Source organism: uncultured Thiodictyon sp. (genome assembly GCF_903946935.1).
GTDB lineage: Bacteria > Pseudomonadota > Gammaproteobacteria > Chromatiales > Chromatiaceae > Thiodictyon.
Window position 1 is genome coordinate 1 of the sequence record NZ_CAJAXH010000054.1, and the last position, 26132, is coordinate 26132.

A 26132-nucleotide genomic window follows, 5' to 3' on the forward strand; every position below is an offset into this window, starting at 1 on the left:
CTCGTTCATGGTAGCGACCGGTGTCCAAAGATCCGACGCCCATGATCGCAGGAAGACCTCGGTTTTTCAACTGAGTGGCCGCCGCTATACATAGATCGCCGGAGCTAACATGAGTAACTTCTTAGTGAACCGTTCCTAACCGAGCAACGCTATCTCTTGGGCAGCGTCATCGATCGCAACGGGCGCGAGGTGGTGGCCAAGCCGTTTCTACCGGAGGTGTCTCCGATGCTGTTCGGCACCCCATCCCTGGAACAGGCCCGGCAACGGCGGGAACTGGTCTTCGGCGAGGGGTTGGTTCCGACCCTGGACGGCGCCTTCCGCGGTTGGAGCGGGGCCAACGGACGGCGGGTCGCACCCCAGGTCGAGGTCGCGCATTTCGGGCTATTCGCAGACGGACGCGCCCCGATCGCGACCCTGTGTCGCGCGGGCTGTCAGGGCCCCTGGGGATACGTCGACCCGGACGGTCAGGTGGCCGTCCAGCCGCGTTTTAGCCAGGCGCAGCGGTTCTCTGAGGGGCTCGCCGGGGTTCGCGATGACGTCGGGCGGTACGGGTACATTACCCCATCGGGCGACTACGCGATCAAGCCCATGTGGCTGGAGCAGGCCCATCCGTTCGTCGGCGGACGCGCGTTGGTCAAGCTCAATGGCCGCTGGGGCTATCTCGACCGACAGGGGGAGTTTGCCATCCCGCCGCGATATCTCCTCGCCAGCCCATTTTCGGCAGGGCTGGCGGCGGTCGCCGAGGCCGCCGCCTCGCGCACGGCACGGTGAAGGATCACTTGGGAACAGGGGATAGGCCCTCACTGGTACTGTAATCGAATACCAGATAGAACGGGCAGAAACGCAGTAAGGCGGTGAGGAGCAGATAGGCGCCAATCAGCCCAGCCCCCCACCAGCCACCGCTCAAGACGCCGACGATCAGGAGGACGCCGGCCAGCGCACGCAGCGTTTGATCGGTCGTACCGACGTTCTTCTTGTTGATGTCAAATCGGTCTTCGCCGGGCCGACCCATATTCGTGTTGTACTTCAATAGCAGGTAGGCCGGACAGAAACGCAGATAGGCCGTGACGAGCAGTACAGCACCGATCAGCCCAGCTATCCACGAACCGCCGCGAGCGGCGCCAATACCCAGGGCGCCACCGACCAACAAGCGAATCAGTTGATCGGTCGGCCCGACGTTCTTCTTGGTGATACTTAGATTCATGAGGAGTACTCCAGTTGATGATGATAGCCCGGCCCATCGCGGGACCAGTCCCGATCGGCACTGGCACCGCAAGGCCATGGTGCTACTTACCGCCCTTAACCACCAGCGTGCTGGTGACGGATTTCACCGACTTCACGCTATTGGCAATCTCCTTGCACCGATCGATGCTTTGCTGCGAGTCGACCTCGCCGCTCAACGTGACTGCACCGTCGGTGGTGATCACATGGACCTCGAAGACCTTGAGCAGCGGGTCCGCCAGGATCTCCGTCTTGATCTTGGTAGTGATCGCCGCGTCGCTCAGGTAGTCTCCAACCTGCTCCGCCTTCTCGCCGGCCGCGTCCTTGGTGGCATCCATCGCCACTCCGGCCCTATCGACCGCTTGATCGATCGCTTGGCCCGCGTTCTGCGCGGCTCCGGCTTCGGCGCGGGCCAGATTGACCGTGGTGAGCAGGCAGACCGGCAGGATCACGACTGCAAGCCCCTTAAGTGAAAGTCTCATATTCAATCTCCTGGTTGGTGCGACCTGAGCGCTGCGCCAGCGCCGCTCAGACGGGGTGTTGGACTTCAACAAGGTCGACAGTCCGACTTTTCGCATCGCGGCGCTGACCGCCGAACATGGCGGCATTACCTGCGACCACCGCGCCGAATAGCAGCGACAAGAACAACCAGATCGCGGCCGTGGCCGATGCAGAGCGGGCCTGCTCTGCCACTGCTCGATCGGTCACCGCGGTATCTTTTCGGGTAGACTGCAAACGCGCGAAGGTATCGGCCACTCGCGTCTGGGCCTCGGACTGGCTCAGACCCGTCTGGGTGGCCACCAACTGTCCACCATAGCGGACATCATCCACCGGCAATTCACCCAAGCGTAGACCATTGTTAAAGATGCGAGTGGTCTTTGACAACACGGCCGCGCTGGGACCGTCGCTGTTCGCGGTGGTGGGGCCGGTGCGGAACAGTGAGTCGACAAAATAGCTCGTGTCGTCGTTCAAACCATCGGTATGACGACCGGCAGCGGCCCTTGCGGCGTCCACGACAGCGCCGCTTGTTGCGGGTGCTGTCACACTGGCTTGAATCCCGTCACTGACAATCGATCCGATCACTGACGTCAAGAATATCGCAGTGACCAGCGCGGACACGGCCCATGCCAGGAAGCCATGTGCGATATCGCGAAAACGGACCTCGTCCGGGAGCGTTCCCAAGCGGCGTGTTCTGATCCGACCCGCGAGATAGCCACCCATCGCAGACGCGGCAATCTGGCTGAACACCAACCATCCGACCGTAGATATTCCGAAGGCGGTTGCGCTGATACCTTTATTGACGAATGGCGATACCGAGGAGAGGCCAAGACCAGCCCCCAGTATCATCAGGATCATCCACAATGAGGCGGCAGCGGCGGCGCCGGCAATGATCGCGCCCCAGCTTAACGCGCTGCGGCCGATCCAATCTCGGCCCTGAGTGCGGTCGAGGATCAGCGTTTCGTTCCCGAGTGGGTCGATAGGTACAACTTGGGCAGTGAGCATGTTGCTTAGTCGGTTAATGAAGTAGGCATCAATACTGGGTTGAACGGCGCCGGGCATCTGTACGTCAGCCCACTTATGTCCAACACCAGCCGAGCGAATGGTCGGCGGTCAGTGACAGAACGGCATGTATGGTGCATCTGAGGGCATCGCCGCTCCGTTCGCTAACGCACCCAACATCCTCAGGTTGGTTTCGGCGATGACGCTTGAGGCAAGGAGGCAGGAAATCCCACCGACGAGATGCGGAAGTGAAGACCACGCGGGGGACGCTGAACCTAGAAAGCGCGGTTGTCACGCCAAGGCGCCAAGCTCGCCAAGACTTTTCAGTGCGTTATCAGCGTTGCCGCAGCCACCCGGAGGGTAATCTGGACAATGGTTCTACCCGATTGTATTTCTTGGCGAGCTTGGCGCCTTGGCCTGAGCAATGCCCGGATTTAGGCTAAAGGGAGCACCGCGATCCCCTGCGCGGGTCATGTTCGGTAGCGCACTGAGGGTATTCGGTCTTCTCTGTAAGGTGTCGCCGCAGCGATGGAAAAACCCATTCCACGCCCGGGTCATGACCAGTGCGGTCACGGCGCAATACGCTAATAGGAGATTCCCATGAACAAAGAACAAGTCCGAGGCCGCGTCGAGGAAGTGAAGGGCAAGATCAAGGAAGTCGCCGGCTATGTCGTCGGCAATAAAGATCTGGAAGGCAAAGGGAATGCCCAGAAGAACGCCGGCAAGATTCTGGCTGACCTTGGCGATTATGCCGCGGATGTCAAGAGCCACCACTAAGACAGCACCGGCAAAGCGCAGTCGCCGCGCCCAGCCGGGCACACCCGGCGACTACGCTTGAGCCCCCGTCAGCAGTCATGCGCGGCGCCACGACCGCCACGGGCCAAAAATGTTGCCGATCGCCTCTAGCGCAGGCGCGCACGTGCGTACCATACTGCATACCCACTGCTTGTTAACCCCGGGGGCCGCGATGGCGGATTTCAGGAACATCGACGATCGCTCACTCGCCGACTTGCTGGCCGCCCAGCGGCGCGAGTCGTTGGACGCGTCCGATCCTGGCTGGGTGGTCCAGGACCTCCAGATCCATCAGATCGAACTGGAACAGCAGAACCGGGAGTTGCGCGCGGCGCAACAGGCGCTGGAGGAGTCACGGGACCGCTACGCGGACCTCTATGACTTTGCCCCGGTGGCCTATGCCACCCTCACCCGCCAAGGCCGGATCACCCAGATGAACCTCACCGCGGCCCAATTGCTGGGCGTGGAGCGGGGGCGAGTCCCAGACCCCATGCTCGGCACGCGGCTCGTCGCCGAGGACGGACGCACCTTGCTCGAAACCCTCGTGCGCGTGCTGGATTATGGCGATGAGGAGACCATCGAGGTCACCCTGGGGCGCCCGCCCGCCGCTCAACGTGCGTTGCGCCTGATGATCCGCCGCGACGACGCGCACCCGACCGGGGAACCCGCGACGGCCTGTCGCGTCATCCTGTTGGATGTCACCGAACACCTGAACCTGACCGGACGACTGAAGGAACGGGAGGTGCAACTGGAACACTTGGCCCAACACGACGCGCTGACCGGACTCCCCAACCGGTTGCTGTTCGCCGACCGCCTGCAGCAGGCGATGCTTCAGGCGCATCGGGAGCACCGGCAGGTGGCCGTGCTCTTCCTGGATCTCGACCGGTTCAAGACGATCAACAATACCCTGGGACACCCCGCCGGGGACCAGGTGCTGAGGCAGGCGGCGCAGCGGATGCGCGACCTGATGCGGGAGGGCGATACGGTCGCCCGCCTGGGCGGGGATGAGTTTGCCATCCTGCTGGGCGCATTGGAGCACGGCGACGACGCCGGGCTGGTGGCCCAAAAGCTGCTCGCGTCCTTCCAACGCCCCTTTTCCGTGGAGGGTCAGCAGCGTTGCGTTACCGCCAGTATCGGCATCAGCCTCTACCCCGCGCATGGCGACGCGGTGGAGACCCTGGAGCGCAATGCCGACGCGGCCATGTACCGGGCCAAGGGGGAGGGCCGCGGCACCTTCCGTTATTACACCGAGGAAATGACGGCGCTGGCCTTCGCCCAGGTCACCCTGGAGGACGCCCTGCGTCAGGCCATCGCCAAACAGGAATTCGTCCTCAACTACCAGCCCCAGCACCATCTGGAGACCGGCGCGATCGTCGGCTGTGAGGCCATGCTCCATTGGCACCACCCGCTGCTGGGCCGGATCGGGCCGGAGCGGTTTATCCCCTTGGCCGAGTCCAGCGGGCTCATCCTCCCCATCGGGGTCTGGGTGGTACGCACCGCCGCCGCACAGATGAGGGCCTGGCAGGAGCGGGGGCTATTGGCGGATACGGCGATGTGGGTCAAGCTCTTCAACCGCGACAGCCAGCACCAGAACCTGAGCGAGACCATCGAGGGCATCCTCACGGCGGTGGACCTGGAGCCCGGCACCCTGACGGTGGAGATCACCGAGACCTTGGCCATGACCAACCCGGCGTCGCCGGCCGGGGCGATCCGGCACCTCCATGGACTGGACATCAAGATTGGCCGCGATGCCAAGAACACCGGACATCCCGCCCCAGCCGCCAGCGACCGCTTGGCGGTGCATGAGTTCAAGCTCGATCGCTCATTCGTCGCCGGGATTCCGGGGGACCCGGTCGGCTGCTCCATTGCCCGGGCGGCCATCGCCTTGGGTCGAGCACTGGGCTTGCGCGTCGTGGCCGACGGAGTCGAGACGCAGGCCCAGGCGGACTTTCTTAAGGCCGAGGGCTGCCGGATCGGCCAGGGCTCCCTGTTCAGCCGCGCACTCCCGGCAACCGCGTTCGAGGCCTATGTGGTTGGCCGAGCCCAGTAACGGCGACCCCCGAGCCACCCGCCCCACCCCAGGGTGCAGGCGGTTAGGGTCGCGGCCCTGTCAACGCGCTACCACATCGGGAAGCAAGCGGGAAAACTCTTTTCTGACCACCTCGTAGCACTCGCATACCCGGGCCTCCAGACCCGCACGATCGAGCACGGTGATGCGACCCCGGGCATAGCGAATCAGCCCGGCATCCTGCAATTTCCCGGCGGCATCGGTCACGCCCTCGCGCCTCACCCCGAGCATGTTGGCGATCAACTCCTGGGTCATGCGTAGTTCGTTGGAGGGCAATCGGTCGAGACTGAGCAGCAGCCAGCGACACAGTTGCTGGTCCACGGTATGGAACCGATTGCAGACGACCGTCTGCGCCATCTGGGTCAGCAGAGCGGCGGTGTAGCGCAGCAACAGGTGCTGCAAGGCCACGGAGCGGGTGCATTCCTGCTTGAACAATGTAGCCTTCAGCCGCAGCGCCTGACCGGCACTTTGCACCACGGCACGATTCGGCATGGTCTCGCCGCCCAGGAACAAGGCGATGCCCAGCATCCCCTCGTTGCCGACCACGGCAATCTCGGCGGTGGCACCGTTCTCCGTGACGTTCAACAGGGACACGATAGCGTCGAGTGGAAAATAGACATGATCCAACCGGCCCCCAGACTCGTACAGGGCCTGACCAAGCGGCAGCGCGACCGGCTCCAGGCAGGGCAGCAATTGGTCGCGAATCGACTCGGGCAGGACGCCGAGCAAGTGGTTGGCGCGCGGTTGCGAGGGCTTTGGTAGGGTGGACGCGAGCAATTGTTTCAATTCTCCTCAAGGGGGATAGCATAGAACCAAAGAGGGTGTCCGTCTGCTAAACCTGCGAATCCAATTGGTCCTTGCCCCAGAAAAATATTGCAGCCAGTTTTGCCGAAACTCGGTCACATTGCAAGCGGCGAGTACCAAGGCCGCCACGCCAATCAACGACACGTCCTGGCGCACTCCCCGCACCCGGACGGTCGCGCCCACCCTCGCGCTCAAATCCGGCCGAGCAACAGCAGGACGAGCAGGACGAGCACCACCAGACCTAGCCCACCGCTGGGATAATAGCCCCAGCTTTGGCTGTGCGGCCAGGTGGGAAATGCACCGATCAGCAGCAAAACGAGGACGACTAACAGGATGGTTCCCAGACTCATGGTCTTCTCCTAAGAAGCTGTTAATGGACTACGCTGGCCGGCATTCAAGCCGGGAGCGTCATAACGATAGTCACGCCGCGGCATTGACCGTCCGCGCACTGCCGCCGGGGACTATGCGAACACACGGGCAGGGCTGGCTTCGGTACGTTAGCGAACGCAACGGCAGCGCTGGCGCAGACATTGCCGCACGCGCTGTAGAACAATCTCTCAAGGTGCGACACGGCGGCCCGCTACCCTGTGTTGGGCAGCGAACAGACCATTGCACGGCGCAAACCTATCGTGCTGACACCCTGGACTTTAGAGCGTTAACCAATGATATTCAGCACCCCCAAGACCCTGCTTGCCATCGCCATCGGCATCGCCACCACGGCCGCCTTCTGCGGCCCGCCCGGACCGCGTGGCGATAACGCCGGATGCACCGCTAGCCACCTCGCCCGCTTCACCGAGCGCTTCAGCCTCACCCCAGACCAGCAGGCGCAGGTGAAGACCATCATTGAGGAGGAGCACACCGCGGCCATGCGACTGCATGAGGACGCCCGCAAGCGGATCGCCGAGGTCCTCACGGACGCCCAGCGTGCGGAGCAGACTGCGGACGATGACGGTGACGACGAATCCGATGACGACGGACCAGATCGGCACTAAAGGGAACCGCCTATCTGGGTCCCGTTCCAGCCCCCTGGCGACTCCTACCACCAATACAGCGAAGGTATCGGCTCATGCTCACAAGGTACGTTACCGCACTGATTGCATTAACCTGAGCGGATAGCCTTGCACCGTGGCGATGGGACCCCCATTCCACTCCCGGGTCACGGCCACACTGGCCATGATCTAATAACTCACCAGGAAACTCACATGAACAAACATCAAGTCAAAGGCCGTTACGAAGAAGCCAAGGGCAAAGTGAAGGAAGTCGCCGGCCACGCCGTCGGCAATAAGGAAGTAGAGCTCAAGGGCAATGCCCAAAAGAACGCCGGCAAGATGGATGCCGCCGTCGGCGATCTAAAGGAAGACGTTAAGAATAGCGTGTGAAGCGGTAGCCGTTTAGCCTTGCAGCCGTCAGCCCCCCACAGGCGGAGCAAGGCGACAGGCCACCCACGCTTACGCTGGGCGCGCCCAGCGCGCCCGCAGGCTCTTGCAGCGTAACGCCCCCCCGGTCGCAGCGTCACGCCGCGCCCACACCCACCGATACACATTGACCCCACCGCCCTGGACTGTTAGAACGGCGCCCGTCCTCACCCAGTCACCCAGCGCCAAGGCGGTCCCTCCATGCATCCGAGTTCCTCCAGTCTGGGCCCGCGCCTGCGCCCTGCCCTGCCCGCGCTGATTGCGCTCGCCGCCGGTGCCCTGACGGTCCTGGGCTTTGCGCCCTTCTCGTACTTTCCAGTCGCGGTCATCGCCCTGGCCCTGCTGGCCGAATCCCTGGCCAGCGGCTCGCCCGGCGCCGGCTTGCGGCGCGGCTGGGCCTTCGGACTCGGTCTCATGGGGTTTGGGATCGCCTGGATCCGCATCAGCCTGAACCAGTATGGCAACATGGATGCCTGGGCCGCGGATCTGCTGATGGCCGTCTTCGTCATCTGGATGGCGAGCTATTACGGGCTCGCCGGCTGGCTCGTCCGGCGCCTGCAAGCCACACCGTCCTGGACCGGCCCGGTGCTCCTGCTGCCCGGGCTCTATGTGCTCTTTGAGTGGCTGCGCGGCTGGCTCTTCACCGGCTTTGCCTGGCTCAACCTCGGCGACACCCAGATCGACGGCCCCTTGGCGGGCTATGCACCCATCGCGGGCGTCTACGGACTAAGCCTCCTGACTGCCATCTCCGGTGGCCTCCTATGGGGCCTGATGCGCTGGTCCGGGCGCGGCCGCCTGGCGGCGGGCACCGTCCTGGCGGCCATCTGGATCGGCGGCGCGGCCCTGCAACCGGTCGCCTGGACCCAGGCCAGCGGCGCCCCCTTCAAGGCCGCCGTGCTCCAGGCCAATATACCCCAGGCGATCAAGTGGGAGCCGGAGGCAAAGGCCGGCATCGTCCAGGCCTACTGGGACCTCACCAAGGAACACCTGGACGCCAAGCTGATCCTCTGGCCGGAGACCGCCATCCCCGACTTCCTAAACCAGGTCCGCGAGGTGCTGATCGACCCCATGGCTGAGGAGGCGCGGGCCAATGGGCTGGAGATCGTACTCGGCATCCCGGTCCTGGAACCGGCGACCGGCAACTACTACAACGCGCTACTGAGTATCGGCAGCCGCGAGGACCAGTACCGCAAGCGTCACCTGGTGCCCTTCGGTGAATTCCTCCCGTTCAAGACGTGGCTGGGACCGCTGATCAAGCTGTTCGAGGTCCCGATGTCCGATTTCAGCGCGGGCACCGCGGCGCGCCCGCTGCTCAAGGTGGGCGGTTACACCGCCGGGGCCGCCATCTGTTATGAGGACATCTTCGCGGCCGAGGTCGCCCAGGCCCTGCCGGAGGCCCAGTTCCTGATCGGTGTGAGCAACGACGCCTGGTTCGGTGACTCGCTCGCCCCCCACCAGCACCTGGAAATGGCCCGGATGCGCGCGCTGGAGACCGGCCGCGACCTGGTGCGGGCGACCAACACCGGCATCTCGGCCATCGTCGACTGGCGCGGACGGGTCATCGGGCAAGTCCCGCCCTTCGTCCGCGGGTCCTATAGCGGCCCGGTCCAGCCGCGCGCCGGGGCCACCCCCTTCGTATGGGTCGGCAACTGGCTGGCGATCGGGCTGGCACTGGCGATGGTCGGCGCGGCCTGGTTCATCCAGCGCACCAATCGTCGTCGGAGCGGCCCCCAGGCCGCGACGGGCCGGGCGTGAAACCTTGGCATGGGTCACAGCCACACGGCATCCCAATGCGGGTAATCGCCGACCCGCTCCACCAACCGGGCGCGAACCGGATTGCCAATGATGTAGCGGGCCATGCCGCGCAGATCCTCGTCCCCGCGTACACCGTGATCGTAATAGCCGGGTTGCCATAGGCGCCGCCCGAGACGATGGGCAGCGACGGACGTGACGGCCCCGACGACCTCGGCCAGGTGCCCCGCCTTCAAGATGAAGAGCCAATGCAGGTGGGTGGGCATCACGACGAAGGCCAAGGTTTCAGAACGGGCCAAGGCGTCGGATGACTTCAGAGAGTGGATCAGTGTCCGGGCCGCATGGAAGTCGGTGAAGACCGGGACCTGATGCAGGGTCGTGGTGGTGACGTGATAGGCGCGGCCAAGTTCCGATTAGCGGCCCAGGCGCAGGTTCTTGGCATGGGGGTCAGTCTTGGGCATCACGCGTACCTCGTCGCGGCCTGGGGGCCGCTCCGACAACGGCGGCCCTCGGGCCGCCGTAGGAGCGGCCCCCAGGCCGCGACCGGGTTACAGCGCCAACTCGAACACCTTGCGCGCACCCGCCAGGCCGAACGACTGGTGTTCGCCGAGCGCGGTCATGCCGTGACGCTCCAGCTGCGCCAGCAGCGGCGGGATGGCCTCAGCGCCGATGCCATAGGCCGCGAGCCGGGTCGGGACCCCGAGCGACTCGAAGAATGCCCGGGTCTCGGCAATGGCCAGATCGATACGCGCGTCCTCGGTCCCGTCGTGCAGGCCCCAGACGCGCCTGGCGTATTGCAGCAGCTTGGCGCGCTTCTGGAGCCGGCGCACCTCCAGCATCGCCGGCAACACGATAGCCAGGGTCTGGGCGTGGTCGAGCCCGTGCAGCGCGGTGAGCTCGTGACCGAGCATGTGGGTCGCCCAGTCCTGGGGCACACCGGCGCCGATCAGACCGTTGAGCGCCAGGGTCGCCGTCCACATCAGGTTGGCGCGCACCGCGTAGTCGACGGGCTCGTTGATGGCGTCCGGCCCATCCTCGATCAGGGTCAGCAGCAGCCCCTCGGCGAAGCGGTCCTGCACCTTGGCGTCCGCCGGGTAGGTCAGATATTGCTCGGCGATGTGTACAAAGGCATCGACCACCCCGTTGGCCACCTGGCGCGGCGGCAGCGTGTAGGTCTTGGTGGGGTCGAGCACCGAGAAGCGCGGGAAGACCAGCGGGTGCATAAAGACCAGCTTGTCGTGGGAGGCGCGGCGGGTGATGACCGCGCCGCTGTTCATCTCCGAGCCGGTGGCCGGCAGGGTGAGCACGCTGCCAAAGGGGACCGCGCTGGCGATCGGTGCATGCTGGGCGAGGATGTCCCAGGGCTCGCCGGCAAAGGGGATGGCGGCGGCGATGAACTTGGTGCCGTCGATGACCGAGCCGCCGCCCACCGCGAGCAGGAAGTCGATCCGCTCGGCGCGGGCGAGCTCCACCGCCTGCATCAGGGTCTCATAGGTCGGATTCGGCTCAATGCCGCCGAACTCATGGACGGTGAAGCCGGCGAGCGCGGCGCGGACCTCGTCCAGGGTGCCGGTCGCGATGACACTGCCGCCGCCGTAGGTGATCAGTACCCGGGCACCGGCCGGGACCTCGTCCTTGAGATCGGCAATGCGGCCCTGGCCAAAGAGGATGCGCGTCGGGTTGTGGAAGGTGAAGTTCTGCATGGATGACCCCCTGCTCAGGCGGCGCCCGTGAGGAATGGATAATCGGTATAACCGTGTTCATCGCCGCCGTAGAAGGTGGCCTGGTCCGGCTCATTGAGCGGGGCGTCGACCCGCAGGCGCTCCACCAGGTCCGGATTGCTGATGAATAGCTTGCCAAAGGCGATCAGGTCGGCGGCATCCGCGGCTCGCGTCGCCAGGGCCAGTTCCCGCGTATAGCCGTTGTTGCCGATATAGGTGCCCTCAAAGAGCGGGCGCAGGGTGGCGAGTTTGAAGCTGCTGCCCGTCTCGCGCGGGCCGCCGGTCACGCCCTCAACGACGTGCAGGAAGCCGAGACCGCGCGCGGAGAGCTCCTTGACCACATAGGTAAACAGCGGCTCCGGGTCGCTGTCGGCGATGTCGTTGGCCGGCGAGAGCGGCGACAGGCGCACCCCGACCCGATCCTTCGCCCACACTGAGAGCACCGCGTCGGTCACCTCCAGCAGCAGCCGGGCACGGTTCTCGATGCTGCCGCCATAGGCGTCGGTGCGTCGATTGGTCTGGTCGCGCAGGAACTGATCGAGCAGATAACCGTTGGCCGAGTGGATCTCCACCCCGTCGAAGCCGGCCGCCTGGGCATTCTGCGCCGCGCGCTGGTAGTCGGCGACGATGCCCGGGAGCTCCGCCAGCTCCAAGGCACGCGGAGTCACCATGTCCACCATCCCCCGGCCAGTGAACACCTGACCGTTCGCCCGCACCGCCGAGGGGGCGACCGGCAGTACACCCCCCTCCTGGAGTTCGGGGTGCGAGATGCGCCCGACGTGCCAGAGCTGGATGGCGATCTTGCCGCCCGCGGCGTGGACCGCGTCGGTGATGCTGCGCCAACCGGCGATCTGGGCGGCCGAGTAGATGCCCGGGGTCTGGATGTAGCCCTTACCCTGAGGGGAGATCTGCGACGCCTCGGTGATGATCAGTCCCGCGGTGGCGCGCTGGGTATAGTAGGTGGCCATCAGGGGGGTGGGCACGTCGCCGGCCGCCGCGCGGCTGCGCGTCAGCGGCGCCATGACGATGCGGTTGGCCAGCCGCAGGCTGCCCCGCTGATAGGGCTGGAAGAGGTCGCTGGTGCTGGGATCGCTCATAGGTCAGTCCTCAATCGTTGGGTGACGGAGTGGGCGGGAAGCGTGCGACGGCCAACCGCCAATTGACTTGCTGATATGGGTGCCTTTCGGCCCCTTATCATCGCCCATCAGGGAAACAGCGGCACCACCGCGACGATCCGACCCAGCGCCGCCTGCGAGTCGGCGCCGATCTCACCGACCGGCAATACACCGGGCCCGACCGGCTCGGCGAGGACCCAGGTGCGACGGTCGTACTGGACGGAGCTGTCCCCCGCTTGCGGCGTCAACCCGAGTCCGAGGAAGGCGTGATTGCGCACCAGGATCAGTGCGCTCGGCACCTGGGGATACAGCAGGTGGGCGAGTACCGCGAAGGCGACCGACTTGGTGTCGCAGTCGCCCCGGTTCTCCGCCAGCATCGCGAGCGGCGGCAGGAAACCCGCGTCGTTGCCGCGGTCGGTCAGCCGGTCATAGGGGATGGTCTGGATGAAGGCCATGGCCCGGGTCAGTGCCGTGTGGAGCGGCAGCCCCTGCAACTGGGGACCCAGCGCCAGGGCCAGGGGTTTGAGGTTGGGCAGGGCGCGGCTGGCGATGCGCGCGTAATCGGGCCAGAGCACGCCGGACGCATCGAGCCGATACAGGCGCTCGCGGAAATAGGCGAGCTTAAAATCCCCCATGCGTTGTTTGATGGCGGCAAATTCGCGGTCGAGCTCCTGGCCGATCCGCGCCGAGCGGTGCTCGACCTCGCCCTGGGCCTGCGCCACCAGACGCGCCGCGTCCTCATTGGCGGCAGTCTGGGCCGCCTCCAGGCGCCGCTCGATCGCCGCCAGGTCATCCTTGGAGCGCGCCGAGAGCGCGAAATGACCGTCGGCGCCGCGGCGGACGCTGGCCCCCGGGTAGTCGGATTGGATGTCGGCACAGGCGCGGTCCATCGCCTCGTCGAATCGGGCGTGTTGTTGGGCCGCGAGGTCGGCGGGCGGGCTGACCCGCCAGGCGATGCCGCGATCCGGGCGCAACTCGACCTCCACCCCCGGGTAGGCCCGCCCCAGGTCGTCCACCGCGCGTTTGGTCTGACGCTCCAGCTCCGCGTCGGCGGCCTGTTGCAGGTCGGCGTTGCGCCAGGCGTGAAAGTCGCGCCGGGCCGCGGCGATGGCCGCGACACTCACCTGGAAGCTCAGGGTGTGGTTGCCGTCCCGATCGACCCAGCCGTAATCGAACTGCCGCAACGCGCCGGCCGCGGTACTGCTGAAGTGGGTCTGCCCCAAGGGCTCGGCCACCACCGCACCGGCCGGAAGGCAGAGCGCGGCAAGCAGGAGACGACTGGGCAGGGTCGGTATAGACATGGCGGTAGGTCCTGGTTCGCAGCAGGCAAAGCCGAAGGCGTCTTGCCGGGTGAATCCAAACGCTCCGGCCTGGGCAGTCCTCCTTAGCCGTGCGGGATTTTAGCCTAAATCCACCCGTAGGAGCGGCCCCCGGCCGCGACGGGGCACACGGGATACCAGCGGTTTCCGGCGGCCCTTTCTGACTCACAGGCTCCGGCGTGGGAACGAGAAAGCATGGTTTCACGCCCGGCCCGTCGCGGCCGGGGGCCGCTCCTACAGGGGCATCACAGGGTCTCGAAGTCTCCGCCCAGCAGTACGTCATAGAGCCGGCTCGAGAGTTCACTGGCACGGCCAGGCGCCCCGATCAGGGCCTTGATCAGGCTGTCATTGAGCGCACTCTCCACCTCCAGATTGGGATAGCCCAGGGTGTATTCCAGTCGGGCGCCGAGCCGCCGCGAGTCGGTAAAGGTCAGATAGCCGGTCTGCCACAGTAGGGCCTCGGTGGCCAGATGATCGCAATCGAAGGCCGACAGCAGGGCCTCATCGGCGCGCAGACGGGCCAGTGTCGGGGTGAAGAAGCCGCGCTCGGTGAGCAGATCCACCAGAAAGGCCGGGGTGCCGGTCTCGAACCACCAGGTAGGGAATTCGCGCGCATCGAACAGCAGGAGCAGGTCGAAGGGGTTGTAGACCGCCTCACCGGTCCAGTTGTAGCCGTTGTACCAGGAGCGGATCTGGGCGCGGTCCAGCCCGGCGAGTTCGGGGGCAAATACGGTATCGACATCGCTCTCGGTATAGCCGCACAGGGCCGAATACCGGGCATCGATGGTGATGTCCTTCAGATTATTGAGGCCGGAGAAGATGCCCACCTTGCTGAATTTGCTGACTCCGGCGAGGAACACGAAGTGGATATGGGCGTCGTTGTCCTTGATGACCGAATAGAGGTTGCGTAACCCATCGCGCATGACCCGGGCGGTGTCGGGGTCCGTCAGGTTGTCCAGGATCGGCTTGTCGTATTCATCGACCAGCACCACCACTCGCTGGCCGGTGGCGGCATGGGCCAATGCGATCAATTCGGCAAAGCAGCCGACGCTATCGGTGCTGTAGCGGCAGGTCAGACCGAGCGCGCGCTGGTTGCGATAGAGCAGGTCCTGGACCCGCCGCTCCAACTCGGCCTGGTCACGTATTATTCCGCCGCCGAAGCTCAGGCGGATCACCGGATAATGGGTGGTCCAGTCCCAGTGCGGGTGGATCAGCAGCCCCCGGAACAGCGCCTCGTTGCCGGCGAAGAGTTCTGCCAGGGTGTCGAGCAGCAAGGACTTGCCGAAGCGTCGCGGGCGCGACAGGAAATAATGACTGCCCTCGTCGATCAGTTGCCGGATGAAACCCGTCTTGTCGACATAATAATAGTCGTCCGCGCGGATCTTGGCGAAGGCCTGGATACCGATCGGCAGTCTGCGGCGGTGCATGGCGGGTCTCGGAATGGCGGCAAGCTGGGGGTGCGGTGGATGCGCTGCGCTGATCCACCCTACGATTGTTTCTGGCGCCCACGCTCCGGCGTGGGAGCAAGCGCGGGCGCTGCGCGTCCACTGGCCAGACCGGACGCGGAGCGCCCGCACGGCATTCCCACGCGGGAACGTGGGAACGAGAAGACGCAGACTATGGGGGGAACCAGAACGACGCGCTACTCATGAGCTCGCGACCGATCCAGAACCCCACAGCCAGCGCGGCCGGCAGCCCCAGCAGAAGGGCGAGTCGACCGCGCCAGCGCGGCGGCAGGTTGAGCGGTGCGGCCTCGGCAGCGCCGAACACTATCTGTGCAGGCCCGGGCTCCGGCTCACAGGCGATCAAAGCCACGGTGGCATTGTCTTGCCCAGCGAGCGCCTTCGCCTTGACCGCATCGAGCAGTGCCGCCGCCCCCGCTTGGGCCTCCTGCCGCAGGGCCGACGCCAGCTCGGTCGCCGACAGCACCCCGTGAACACCATCGCTACACAGCAACACGCGGTCCCCGGGGAACAGGGTGAGCGGGCGCAGATTAAAATCGACATACGAGATCGCGGCGATCCCGATGAAGCTGGTCAAGGCCTCGCCGCTCGGCGCGGTCTCCGCCGCCTCCCGGGTGGACCTGCCAGCGGCGACCTGTGCCAAGAGTTCGTTGCGATAATTGTGATCCTGGGTACACTGAACGACCGAGCCGTCGGCCCCGCGATACAGATACAGCCGGCTATCGCCGACCGACACCCAATACAATTGGTCGCCCTGCACCAGCGCCGCGACCAGGGTCGTGCCCATCTTACCCGCGCCCGCGCTGCCGCAGGCCAGTTCATAAACGGCCCGGTTGGCCGCCCCCAGGGCACGCCGCAGGATTTGCACGGGCGGCTCGTCCGGGCGCCGCTCATCATAAACCGCCAGCATCCGCTGCACCGCCAACCGGCTCGCCGGGCCGCCGTCCCGCAGACCGCCGAGGCCATCGGCCAGCACCGCCAGCACCCCGCCCCGACCGCCGTCCTGCGCGAAACCGGCGAAGCCGAAGGCATCCTGCTGATCCCCACGCCGGCCGATCCACTGCGCATCACCGGGTCTCAATTCCATCATTACGCCTTTTCATCGTTGATTCGACCTGCTAGACCGATACGGACCTCGGTGCCGCCCAGACGCACCAGGTCGCCGTCCGCGATGGGATGGGATGGGATGGGATGGGATGGGCGGCCATCATAGCCGTTTGCGGGTCGGTGTCGCGGCCTGGGGGCCGCTCCTACAGGTGTAGGAGCGGCCCCCAGGCCGCGACGGGTTGCCACGCGGATCGGGAAGTCGCCCCGCGGGAGATCCAGAATGTCCCACTCGCTGCGTCTCGGCGCCTCTGCGTGAGACAGTATTGACTCACGCAGAGGCGCAGAGGCGCAGAGGAGGACGGGGGGCTAGGACGCCGCGCGGCGCTCGCGCTCCTGGTGGACCAGGGCCCAGACGGCGGCGAGGGCCGCGTCGGGGTCCGGGTAGGTGGGCGGGAGGGCGGCGAAGCGTGCGCGCAGGCGCACGCCCGGGACCTGCTCGGCCTGGTCGGCGATGGCGGCGAAGGGGGGTGGGTGGGCCGGGGGGTCGAGATTGGCCAGGGTGCGGATCGTCCCCGGGAGTTGGCCGGAGCCCATCTGGATGCGCAGCGCGGCGGCGGCCAGCCGGTGGGCCAGGACCTGGGCCGGGTCGGCGCCCTGGCCTTCGAGAGAGTTGGAGAGGTTGTGGTGGCTGACGGCGCAGCCCTCCGGGGCCCCGGCCTGATACCTGAAACGCAATGCCGCCTGCTCGAAGCCGATGGCGGCTGCCCGGTCGCCGGTCTGATCGTTCAGGCTGGCGAGTGCGCTGTAGACCGCGCCCAGCTCCTCGACCGAGTGCTCGCGCTCGAAGACCGCCCGGCACCCCTGGAGTAGGCCGCGGCAGTCGTCGGCGCGACCCAGCCGCAGCAGCGGGGCATAGCCGTTGAAGCGCGTCCGGGCCAGTTCCAGATCACCCGCACCCCTTTCCGCTCGCCATTTCATGACCTCGGCATTGAGGTCCAGGGCCTCTTCCAAGCGCCCGGTATTGAGGGCCGCACCGAGGCCAGTGTCCAACAGGGTCTCGCGGACGTTCCAGGGATTGGTGGCCCCATCGGCGCCCCCCTCCCCGGGCAGGGCCCCCATGCGCAGGCGCAGGGACGCGACCTCGCGCAGCACCTCCTCATACTGTCCTATGGCCGCGAGGACCTGGAGCCGACGGACCTCATCGAGCAACTGACTCCAGGGACCCAGACCGGCCGCGCGGCTGTATCCGGCCATCTCCCCCGCCAGTGCGAGTGCCTCCGGGAGGCGACCGCCGGCCCGCAGCAGATTCAACAGGTCCCCCGCCGCAAAGGAGGCGAACCGGAACTGCCCCGCCGCGACCGCACCGGCGATGATGCGCCGCTGCTCGGCCTCCGCCTCGGCCGGGCGGCCCGCCAGCCAAAGGGTGTTCGCCAAGACGTCGGCAGCCACGAGCCCGTCCTCGCCCCCCGCCGTCGCCTCCCCGATCCGCCGCAGGAGCGGGATGGCGAAGGCCAGTGTCTCGGGGCTCTTATCCCGCAGGGTCATGTGTTCCAGCAGGTTACTCGCCTCCCACCACCGCCCCGACCGGACCAGATAGGGCGCCCCGCGCCGCCCGGCGTCGACCACCAGGCCACCCCCGCCCTCGGTCTCGGTCTTGAGGCCATGCCGGGACCGGGCGAGGTGATAGTCGCCCAGTTCCCAATCCGCCGCCGCCAGGACCTCCGGGCGGGTCTGCCCCAACACCGCCTCGGCCACCCCGGGGTGGATGCGGTAGCGGGTCTGCCCGGTCTCGGCCGGGTCCAGCGCGGCGGGCCGGGGGTTCCGATCATTGATCCGGCCGGTTTCCGCCTCGCTCGCGTCGCGGCCGGGGGCCGCTCCTACTGCGTAGGAGCGGCCCCCGGCCGCGACGGACTGCCCCGGGACCGGGCGTTCGATGTCCACCAGCCCGACCCGCCCCAGGTCCGCGAGCCCTTCGGTCAGCCCCAGCCCAGGCCGGGCCAGGGCTGCCGCAGCGGCCGGGTCCTGGTCGCCGAGCCGCTGGAGCAGGGACTCCCAGTTGGAGTCGATCACGTCCAGCGTGCGGTCCTCCGGTTCCACCCGGCACAGGCATTGGAGCAGGAGCCGCGCGACCGGGTCGAGCCCGGCGCTGACCCCCAGGGTCCAGCGGTGCAGGGTGGCGACGAAGACCGCCTCGGGCGCGGCGCTCTCTCCTTCCCGGGCCTGCTCGGAGCCGGGGCCGGTGACGGCGAAGAAGGCGTCGAGCGGGGCGCCCTGGTCGGCGGTTTCAGTGGCCGCAACCTGGGCGGCGAGTGCCGCCCGGTCCCCCGCCAGCCCCGCGGCCAGTTCCAGTAGCTTGGGGTGCCCCTGGATGACCCGCAGCGTCCGGGTGAGCAGGGCGCGGCCCGGCGGGTCGGCGAGGAGTGCGCGCAGGGGCGGGAGTTCGCGGGCGAGCAGGACGCTCTCGGCGAAGCTCAGTGCGTGGATGGGCTCGCACAGGCAGGTCTGGCCCAGGCCGGCCGGCAGGCGACGGGAGGTGAGGATGGTCCGGGACAGGCCGCGGTGGCCGAGCAGGGTCGCCATGACCGCACCCCACAGGGGGTCGCGCCAGTCGCCGGCCTCGGTCAGCAGGTGCTCCAGGTTGTCGAGCACCAGGAGCAGTGCGTTTTGCTCCAGGAAGGCCCGGAGCCGGGGCAGGACGAAGCGCTTGAACTGCTCCGGCTGATCGACCTGGACGGCGAGTTGGAGGTTGGGGGCATTGAGCTGGCGCTCGATCTCCAGCATCAGGTCATGGAGTGCGGTCCCGATCTCCCGTCCTCCGGACCCTGGTACCAGACCTGGCCGGCGAAGCGGTCCTGTTCGTGCCGGTAGGCGAGTTCCAGTGCGCAGGCGGTCTTGCCGGCCCCGGCCATGCCGTGGAAGAGCACCGCGCGGTAGGGGCTCTCGGGGGCCAGGGCGAGGCTCGCGCGCAGCATGGGCCCGACCCGGCCGACGAAGCGCGGCGGTTCCGCCGGGAAGGCGTGGAGCCCGGTCTGGGGCAGAACGAAGCCGCCCGGGGGCCGCGCGGGCGGGACCAGGGTGAGCCCGGCGGCGCGCGGGCCGAGCAGGACCGGGGTGTAGGGCGAGAGGTCGGCCGGACCCCGGGCCGCCGGGTCCGCGGCCAGGGCCGCGTCGAGTGCAAGACGCAGGGCGGCGGGGAGCGGCTGGCGGTGGGCGAGCAGTTGATCGTAGAGGGCCAGACTGAGATCCGTGGCGAAGCTGTCGTCCACCGGGTAGCGCATGGCGAGCGCGGCGCAGTCGAGCGCCCGCGCCAGGTCCTCGGCCAGGCTGGGCAGACCGGTCTGCCCGGGCTCCGCCCCGTCCCGGGCCGGCGTCAGATCGAGCCCCAACCGCGCCCGGGCAGCCATATGGCTGGCCGCACCACTGTAACAGGCAGCGAGGATCAGTAACTTCACCCGCCCCCGCGCGGGTGCGAGGAGCCCGGCGAGTTCCCCCGCCCCGATCCGGTCCATACCCCCGGCCGGGGTCTCCAACAGCAGTTCTCCGGCACCGCCGTGCCCGGACAGATGGATCAGGTCCCAGCCGGGGGCCTCCTGGAGCGCGTCCTTGAGGGTGTCGCGGGTGGCGCCGTATTGGATGACCCGGAGTGTCACGGACCGGCCACGGGTTTGGGCCAGTGCCTGGACCAGGCGCTTGAGCCCGTAGCGCTCGCGGCGCAGGTTCAGCGGATTCGCGTTGTCCGGGAGGCTGAAGCAGGCGAGGACGCGCAGGGCCTCGCCGGTCTGGTCCTTGGCGCGGCTGCCGTCGGGCAGACCCGCGGGGCAGTAGACGAGCGACAGTCCCAGTTCGCCCAGGCTGGGTCCGTCACGACCCGCCAGCCGGGCCAGGTCGAAGGGGCGGTGCAGGAGCGCGCGGGCCTCCGGGGGGACCTCGACGCGGATGGGGGTGGCGGGTTTGAGTGCCTGCTGGTGCAGGGCGTCCTTGAGGCCGCCGAAGATCGCCTCGCCGATCCAGACGCCCAGGTCCTTGAGTTGCTCGTCAGGCGGATAGGCGGGGGTGTAATAGTCCAGATCGTCGCGCAGGTCCCGCAGGCCGCGGGACTCCCGCGCGCCGGGGTCCAGTTGGACCTGGTGATCGGCCAGAAAGCGGCCGGCACCGTCCGACAGGCACCAGCGCCAGTGGGTGTCGTCCTGGTAATCGGTGATCGCAAGGCGCAGCGGGTCCATGGTCAGCTCCAGATCGCCGGGCGGAGGGGCCGGGGCAGCGCTGATTCTGCCAGGGCCGGCACGGTAAGGCCAGGCCGGCGGGCACTGCCTGACCCTGGAAAGAACAGTTGTCACGCCAAGGCGCCAAGCTCGCCAAGGCGTTTCAGTGCGTTATCAGCGTTGCGCCAGTCACCCGGAGGGTGATCTGGATCGTGGCTCTACCCGATTGTATTGCTTGGCGAGCTTGGCGAGCTTGGCGTGAGCAATTCCCGGGTTCAGGCTGACGGGCCTTCGTCATTTGCGGTAACCCGTCGCGGCCTGGGGGCCGCTCCGACGAGATGCCGCGTTATCCTACCCGCTGCATCAACAGCAAGGCCACGGTGATGAACAGCAGCGGCGGGGCCAGGGCCGCCGCCAGCGGGCTCAGGCCATACAGGAGTGCCATATAGGAGAAGAGACGGCTCACCACGTAATAGAGGATGCCGACCAGGATCGCGAAAAAGGCGCGCACCCCGGTGCCGCGGGTACGCGCCGAACCGATCAGGATGGGGATGGCGACCAGCACCATCGAGAGGGTCAATAAGGGATAGACGATCCGACCCCAGAAGATGACCTCATAGTTGCTCGCATCCTGGGCGTTGACGGTCATGAAACGAATATATCTCCACAACCCCCAGACCGGCAGGATGCGCGGATCGACCACCACCACCTCCAGGATCCCCGGGCTCAACAGTGAGCTCCAATCGGCATTGGGTAGGCGCTCCACCTGCACCCCGGCCTGGCTCACGCGGCTGCGGGAGATGTCCTCCAGGACCCAGTGACCGTGCTGATAACGCGCCCCAGCGGCGTGGGTGGCGATCAGGGTGCCGGCGGCGTTGTCCACTTGGTAGATGAAGATGTCGCGCAGGGTGGTCCCGGAGAGGATCTCGCGGATGTTGATGTAGGCCCCCTGGTCGACCGCCCAGAAGCCGGCCGGGGTCTGTTGGGCCACCTCCCCGGAGAGCGCGACGCGCTTGATCTCGACCCCGTGCTGGTCGGCGATCGGGGCCACCACCTCGCCGATCAGCATGGCGCCGAGCGCGAGCAGCACCCCGCCCATCAGCCCGGACCCGGTGATCCGCGCCACCGAGACCCCGGCGGCGCGCATCGCCACCAGCTCGGAGCGGTTGGCCAGGGCGCCCAGGCCGAGCAGTGCGCCGATCAGGGTGGCGATGGGGAAGACCTGGTAGGCATAGCGGGGCAGGCTGAACAGCGAGAACAGCAGGGCATCCTGGAAGCGATAGCCGCCCACCCCCACTTGTTCCAATTCACTGGCCATGAGAAAAAATCCCAGCAGGGGCAGCAGCACACCCAGGGTCAGCAGGGTGCCCCCGATCACCGCCCCCGCCAGGTAGCGGTCAAGAATTCTCAGTCTCACGGCCCGCCCTCTCGCACAGTCGACCCCAGGGATGATACCGGCCCGGCCGGACGCCGGGGCGACCGGGGCCGGTCCCGACGGCTTCGGCTACGGCGCACAATCCGGTAGACTCGAAGACTTCAGTATCCTACCCCGAATGACCCACCAAAGAATCGTCCCTGAGGTACCCCCAGATGGAGTTCAAGATCAAGTCCGGCGACCTCGCCAAGCACAAGACCCCGTGTCTGGTGCTGGGTGTCTTCGAGAAACGCAAGCTCGCACCCGCCGCCGAGCTCATCGACCAGGCGAGCGGCGGGCGGCTCACCGAACTGTTGAAGAAGGGCGACCTGGACGGTGAGACCGGCCGCACCCTGATGCTCTACGACCTGCCCGGGGTGGCGGCAGAGCGGGTGCTGCTGGTGGGCTGCGGCAAACGCAAGGAGGCCACCCGCACCACCTACCGCCAGGCTCTGGCCGCGTCCGTCGACCTGCTCCAGCGCACCCATGCCGGCACGGCCCTGTCCACTCTGCCGGAGGCCGCCCCGGAGGGCCTGAGCCACTATCTGGCGGTGCGCGATGCCGTCACCACCGCCGCCGAGCGGGTCTACCGCTACAGCCAGACCAAGGACGACAAACAGGCCCCCAAGACCCCGCTGCGCACCCTGACCCTGTGGGTGGACAACCAGCGGACGGCCGATGAGGCCGAGCAGGCGCTACGCCACGGCGCTGCCATCGCCGCGGGCGTGACCCTCGCCCGGGAGCTCGGGAACCTGCCCGGGAATGTCTGCACCCCGTCCTATCTGGCGGACCAGGCCCACGACCTGGCGACCCGCTTCGATAAGCTCTCGGTGGAGGTGCTGGAGGAGGCGCAGATGGAGGAACTGGGCATGGGCGCCCTGCTCTGCGTCTCGCGCGGCAGCCGCCAGCCGGCCAAGCTCATCGTCTTTCGCTACGCTGGCGCCGCCGCGACCCAGCGGCCGGTGGTACTGGTGGGCAAGGGGCTCACCTTCGACGCCGGGGGCATCTCGCTCAAACCCGGCGCCGATATGGACGAGATGAAATACGATATGTGCGGCGGGGCCAGCGTGTTCGGCGCCGTCCAGGCGGCCTGTGAACTCGACCTGCCGATCCACCTGATCGGCGTGGTCCCGGCCTCCGAGAACCTGCCGGATGGGGACGCCAACAAGCCCGGCGATATCGTGAAAAGCCTGTCCGGGCAGACCATCGAGGTCCTCAACACCGACGCCGAGGGCCGGCTGATCCTCTGCGATGCACTCACCTACAGCGAGCGCTTCAACCCGGACCTGGTCATCGACGTGGCCACCCTCACCGGGGCCTGCGTGGTCGCCCTGGGCAAGCACGCCTCCGGCCTCTTCACCGCCAACGACGCCCTGGCCGGTGAGTTGCAGGCGGCCGGCGAGACCGCCTGGGACCGGGTCTGGCGCCTGCCGCTGTGGGAGGACTATCAGAGCCAGCTCGACAGCAACTTTGCCGACATGGCCAATATCGGCGGGCGCGACGGCGGGGCCATCACGGCTGCCTGTTTCCTCTCCCGCTACACGAAAAAGTTCCCTTGGGCGCATGTCGACATCGCCGGCACCGCCTGGTTGAGCGGCAAGGAGAAGGGCGGCACCGGCCGGCCAGTACCTTTCCTGGTACAACTCCTGCTGGAGCGCAGCGGCGTGCTCGCCGCGAGCGCTTAAACCCAGAAAGAGCAGTTCGTCCGCAAATGAACGCAAATGAACGCAAATGAACGCAAATAACCAGGAAGTTAGACCAGGCCGCCAGTTCACCTCGCGGGTGATGATGGACCTGAGGTCAAGAATCTAATTTTATTTGCGTTTTTTGCGTTCATTTGCGGACAATTCATCTTTCCAGGCTAAACGACTCCATCATAGCCTGTTATTTCAAACCCTATAGGTGACCCATGCTACGCGACTGGTCAGACGTTTATTCAGTCGGCATCCCCGAGATCGATGAACAACATCAGGGATTCTTTGCCGCCTCCCACCGCCTCTATGAGCAGATCCTAGACCGCGACGCCAAGCAGGGGGTGCAGGAGGCGCTCGCCTTCATGCGCCACTATGCCGACAGCCATTTCCAGGCCGAAGAGGCCTTCATGCGCCAGCACGACTATCCGGCGCTCAAGGCCCACCAGGCGCTCCATGCCGCCTTCTTCGCGCGGCTGGATGCACTGGCCGAGGATCTGGCAACCTTCGGCCCCAGCCCGGACCTGGCCGATCGGGCGCTCGATCTCACCCAGGACTGGCTGGTCGAGCACATCGCCGACGAGGACGTGCTCTATGCCCTGCACGCCCGCTCACAGACCGCGGATGCATAGCACCGCAAGCGTGTGGGAGCGGCTTTACCGCGAACCTAAATCCGGCAATCGCTCACGCCAAGGCGCCAAGCTAGCCAAGAAATACAATAGGGTAAGCGAAGTCGCCAGATCGCCCGCCGGGTGAATGGCCCAAGGAAGATAACGGGCGTGACCGCTCTTGCACTCAGCCGGGGCCTGCGGCCCGCGCGACATCGGCCGGGGGCAGCAGGCTCAACAGGGTCCAGCCGGGCAAGGGCTGCGGCTGCTCCCGGGTGGCAAAGATATGCAGGGTCCCTTTGGGATCGAGCGCCAACAAGGGCAGCGCCCGCTCACCCCATTTCTCACTGAAGGCGGCAAAGTCGAAGGTGGCGGTGAGTGGCGTGGCGCGGATGGTGAACCCCCGATCGAGCCCCTCCTGCATACGCTCGAGCGTCGTCTGCTCGCCGAATAACCGCGGGATGCGGTGGCTTGCGATCATGCGCGCACGCTCCGTGCTGTCACGCTCCTCGTCCAGGCGCAGCGTATACACCCGCTTGGCACCGAACAGTGGTCGGTAATAGAGCCCAGCCAGGAGGTTGCGTTCGGCCGAGCACGAGAGCGCCAGCAGCGTGCCGATCCCGGTGAGGTCGAGATAGTTGTCGGCATGCTCGGACAGGACCTTGCCTTGATAGACCGGAATGCCGGCCATGCGGGCGGCGCGGATGTTGTCCCACACCGTATCGGCCAGGATCACCGGCAGGTCCTGTTCGTGCAAGGCCTTGGCGAGCATGCGCGCGACCGGGTTACCACCCACCACCAGGACGCCCCGCGGCGGCGGCGCGGCGACCCCCAGGCGGCGCACCACGGCCTTGGCGGTGAGGCTCTGCAGCACGACCGTGACCACGATCGCCAGGAAGGTCAGGTTGGCCAGGGCCCGCGCACCGGCATAGCCCAGCGACTCCAATTGCATTGCAAACAGGGCAGACACCGCCGCCGCCACGATGCCGCGCGGGGCGATCCAGGCCAGCACCGCCTTGCGTCGCCAATCCAGCGAGGAACCAAGCGTGGCCAGCCACACCGCTACCGGGCGGGCAACGAGCAGGATGACCAGCACCAGGGCGAGCGCCCCCCACCCCATGGCGGCGAAGTCCGACCACTCGATGCGCGCCGCCAGCACGATGAACAGGACCGAGATCAGGAGCAGGGTCAGGGCCTCCTTGAAGTCGAGTATGTCGTCCATGACCAGGTCGCGCGTATTGGCCAGGCGCGCCCCCATCACGGTCACCGCCAGCAGCCCGGATTCGGCGGCCAGTGCGTTGGACAGGGCAAAGGTCCCCAAGACCAGGGCCAGGCTGGCGACGCGGTGCAGGAATTCGGGCAACCACTGCCGCCGCAGCAGGGTGGCGAGCACCCAGCCGCCGGCCAGCCCGAGCAGGACCCCAACGAGCAGGGTCGCACCGAAGATCAGGGCGGTGTGCTGCTGCTGCCCGGAGACGATGAGCTCGAACACCAGCACCGCCAGGAGTGCGCCGATGGGGTCGATCAGGATGCCTTCCCAGCGCAGGATGCTGGCCAGTTCAGCGACCGGCCTTACGCTGCGCAGCAGGGGCGTGACCACCGTGGGGCCGGTGACCGTCACCAGCGCACCGAACAGCAGGGCCACCATCCAGGGCAGGCCGATACAGAACCGGGCGGCCAGGGCGATGATCAGCCAGTTGACCAGTACCCCGATGGACACCAGGTTGAGTACGACCCGCGCCTGACCCCGGATCTCGCGCAGGCGCAGGGTCAGCGCGCCCTCGAACAGGATGACGGCAACCCCGAGCGAGACCATCGGAAACAACAACTGGCCAAACAGGCGGTCGGGATCGAGCCAGCCGGTGACCGGACCGGCGATCAGACCGACGGCGAGCAGCAGCAGGATGGCGGGCAGCCGCAGCCACCACGCGAGCCATTGCGCGCCAACCCCGGCGAGCAGGATCGCGGCCAGTACCAGTGTGGTCTGAGTATGCATACGA

General features: G+C 66.8%; 22 protein-coding genes and 1 pseudogene. 8 read left to right on the forward strand and 15 right to left on the reverse strand.

All coding sequences use genetic code 11. The features are described from left to right. The first annotated feature begins 156 nt into the window (after positions 1 to 156). Positions 157 to 771, forward strand: a complete 615-nt coding sequence (locus QZX93_RS05145) for a WG repeat-containing protein (RefSeq protein WP_295391228.1) — start codon at positions 157 to 159, stop codon at positions 769 to 771. A gap of 4 nt (positions 772 to 775) precedes the next feature. Here the strand turns inward: QZX93_RS05145 and QZX93_RS05150 are convergent, their stop codons facing one another. The 3 genes from QZX93_RS05150 to QZX93_RS05160 all read right to left on the reverse strand — a co-directional run bounded on the left by QZX93_RS05150 (position 776) and on the right by QZX93_RS05160 (position 2781). Continuing rightward, complete coding sequence (locus tag QZX93_RS05150) at positions 776 to 1204, reverse strand: DUF2892 domain-containing protein (RefSeq protein WP_295391226.1); 429 nt, start codon at positions 1202 to 1204, stop codon at positions 776 to 778. 82 nt (positions 1205 to 1286) lie between these two features. Further along, complete coding sequence (locus tag QZX93_RS05155; RefSeq protein ID WP_295391224.1) at positions 1287 to 1703, reverse strand: BON domain-containing protein; 417 nt, start codon at positions 1701 to 1703, stop codon at positions 1287 to 1289. A 46-nt stretch (positions 1704 to 1749) separates the two neighbouring features. Next, a complete protein-coding gene (locus tag QZX93_RS05160; protein WP_295391222.1) occupies positions 1750 to 2781 on the reverse strand; it encodes a hypothetical protein in 1032 nt (343 codons plus the stop codon). A gap of 540 nt (positions 2782 to 3321) precedes the next feature. Between QZX93_RS05160 and QZX93_RS05165 the strand changes: the two genes are divergently transcribed. Further along, positions 3322 to 3498 carry a CsbD family protein gene (locus tag QZX93_RS05165; protein WP_295391220.1) on the forward strand — a complete coding sequence of 59 codons (177 nt, stop codon included), beginning with the start codon at positions 3322 to 3324 and terminating at the stop codon, positions 3496 to 3498. A 142-nt stretch (positions 3499 to 3640) separates the two neighbouring features. Further along, positions 3641 to 5563 (forward strand): diguanylate cyclase, encoded by a 1923-nt coding sequence (locus QZX93_RS05170; protein WP_366759748.1) that lies wholly within the window; start codon positions 3641 to 3643, stop codon positions 5561 to 5563. Between the two features lie 60 nt (positions 5564 to 5623). Here QZX93_RS05170 and QZX93_RS05175 read toward each other — a convergent pair whose 3' ends face one another. After that, complete coding sequence (locus tag QZX93_RS05175) at positions 5624 to 6367, reverse strand: Crp/Fnr family transcriptional regulator (RefSeq protein ID WP_295391216.1); 744 nt, start codon at positions 6365 to 6367, stop codon at positions 5624 to 5626. Positions 6368 to 6576: 209 nt separating this feature from the next. Further along, entirely contained in the window at positions 6577 to 6729 is a 153-nt protein-coding gene (locus QZX93_RS05180; RefSeq protein ID WP_366759761.1) for a DUF3309 family protein, read from the reverse strand. Positions 6730 to 7047: 318 nt separating this feature from the next. On the opposite strand from QZX93_RS05180, the gene QZX93_RS05185 reads away from it, so the two are divergent. The 3 genes from QZX93_RS05185 (at position 7048) to lnt (ending at position 9555) form a co-directional block, all read left to right on the forward strand. Beyond that, positions 7048 to 7377 carry a hypothetical protein gene (locus tag QZX93_RS05185; protein WP_295391212.1) on the forward strand — a complete coding sequence of 110 codons (330 nt, stop codon included), beginning with the start codon at positions 7048 to 7050 and terminating at the stop codon, positions 7375 to 7377. 210 nt (positions 7378 to 7587) lie between these two features. Continuing rightward, the gene (locus QZX93_RS05190; RefSeq protein WP_295391210.1) at positions 7588 to 7764 is read left to right on the forward strand and encodes a CsbD family protein; all 177 of its coding nucleotides are present in this window, start codon (positions 7588 to 7590) and stop codon (positions 7762 to 7764) included. A gap of 237 nt (positions 7765 to 8001) precedes the next feature. Continuing rightward, positions 8002 to 9555 (forward strand): apolipoprotein N-acyltransferase, encoded by a 1554-nt coding sequence (gene lnt, locus QZX93_RS05195; RefSeq protein WP_295391208.1) that lies wholly within the window; start codon positions 8002 to 8004, stop codon positions 9553 to 9555. A gap of 14 nt (positions 9556 to 9569) precedes the next feature. Here lnt and QZX93_RS05200 read toward each other — a convergent pair whose 3' ends face one another. The 9 genes and pseudogenes from QZX93_RS05200 to lptG all read right to left on the reverse strand — a co-directional run bounded on the left by QZX93_RS05200 (position 9570) and on the right by lptG (position 21830). Next, entirely contained in the window at positions 9570 to 9926 is a 357-nt protein-coding gene (locus tag QZX93_RS05200; RefSeq protein WP_295391230.1) for a transposase, read from the reverse strand. 174 nt (positions 9927 to 10100) lie between these two features. Next, a complete protein-coding gene (yqhD, locus tag QZX93_RS05205) occupies positions 10101 to 11255 on the reverse strand; it encodes an alcohol dehydrogenase (protein ID WP_295393288.1) in 1155 nt (384 codons plus the stop codon). A gap of 14 nt (positions 11256 to 11269) precedes the next feature. Next, positions 11270 to 12370: an alkene reductase gene (locus tag QZX93_RS05210; protein ID WP_295393289.1), complete on the reverse strand. Its 1101-nt coding sequence runs from the start codon at positions 12368 to 12370 to the stop codon at positions 11270 to 11272. Between the two features lie 107 nt (positions 12371 to 12477). After that, positions 12478 to 13689, reverse strand: a complete 1212-nt coding sequence (locus QZX93_RS05215; protein WP_295393290.1) for a hypothetical protein — start codon at positions 13687 to 13689, stop codon at positions 12478 to 12480. Positions 13690 to 13964: 275 nt separating this feature from the next. Further along, positions 13965 to 15134: pseudogene (locus tag QZX93_RS05220) on the reverse strand (AAA family ATPase); the annotation flags it as partial. 190 nt (positions 15135 to 15324) lie between these two features. After that, positions 15325 to 16260: a protein phosphatase 2C domain-containing protein gene (locus tag QZX93_RS05225; RefSeq protein WP_295393291.1), complete on the reverse strand. Its 936-nt coding sequence runs from the start codon at positions 16258 to 16260 to the stop codon at positions 15325 to 15327. Positions 16261 to 16583: 323 nt separating this feature from the next. Then, on the reverse strand, positions 16584 to 18998 hold the full coding sequence (locus QZX93_RS05230) for a hypothetical protein (protein WP_295394408.1): 2415 nt from the start codon (positions 18996 to 18998) through the stop codon (positions 16584 to 16586). After that, positions 18998 to 20440, reverse strand: a complete 1443-nt coding sequence (locus QZX93_RS05235; protein ID WP_295389413.1) for a CHAT domain-containing protein — start codon at positions 20438 to 20440, stop codon at positions 18998 to 19000. Before QZX93_RS05235 ends, QZX93_RS05230 begins: the two co-directional genes overlap by 1 nt. A 325-nt stretch (positions 20441 to 20765) precedes the next feature. Beyond that, entirely contained in the window at positions 20766 to 21830 is a 1065-nt protein-coding gene (gene lptG, locus QZX93_RS05240; protein ID WP_295389447.1) for an LPS export ABC transporter permease LptG, read from the reverse strand. Between the two features lie 179 nt (positions 21831 to 22009). Here lptG and QZX93_RS05245 point away from each other — a divergent pair, with 179 nt between their 5' ends. Together QZX93_RS05245 and QZX93_RS05250 are read left to right on the forward strand one after the other, a co-directional pair. Continuing rightward, positions 22010 to 23518 (forward strand): leucyl aminopeptidase, encoded by a 1509-nt coding sequence (locus tag QZX93_RS05245; RefSeq protein ID WP_295389415.1) that lies wholly within the window; start codon positions 22010 to 22012, stop codon positions 23516 to 23518. A 224-nt stretch (positions 23519 to 23742) separates the two neighbouring features. Next, positions 23743 to 24156 carry a bacteriohemerythrin gene (locus tag QZX93_RS05250; protein WP_295389417.1) on the forward strand — a complete coding sequence of 138 codons (414 nt, stop codon included), beginning with the start codon at positions 23743 to 23745 and terminating at the stop codon, positions 24154 to 24156. Between the two features lie 163 nt (positions 24157 to 24319). On the opposite strand, the gene QZX93_RS05255 is transcribed toward QZX93_RS05250, so the two are convergent. Next, complete coding sequence (locus QZX93_RS05255) at positions 24320 to 26128, reverse strand: sodium:proton antiporter (RefSeq protein WP_295389419.1); 1809 nt, start codon at positions 26126 to 26128, stop codon at positions 24320 to 24322. Positions 26129 to 26132 lie beyond the last annotated feature (4 nt).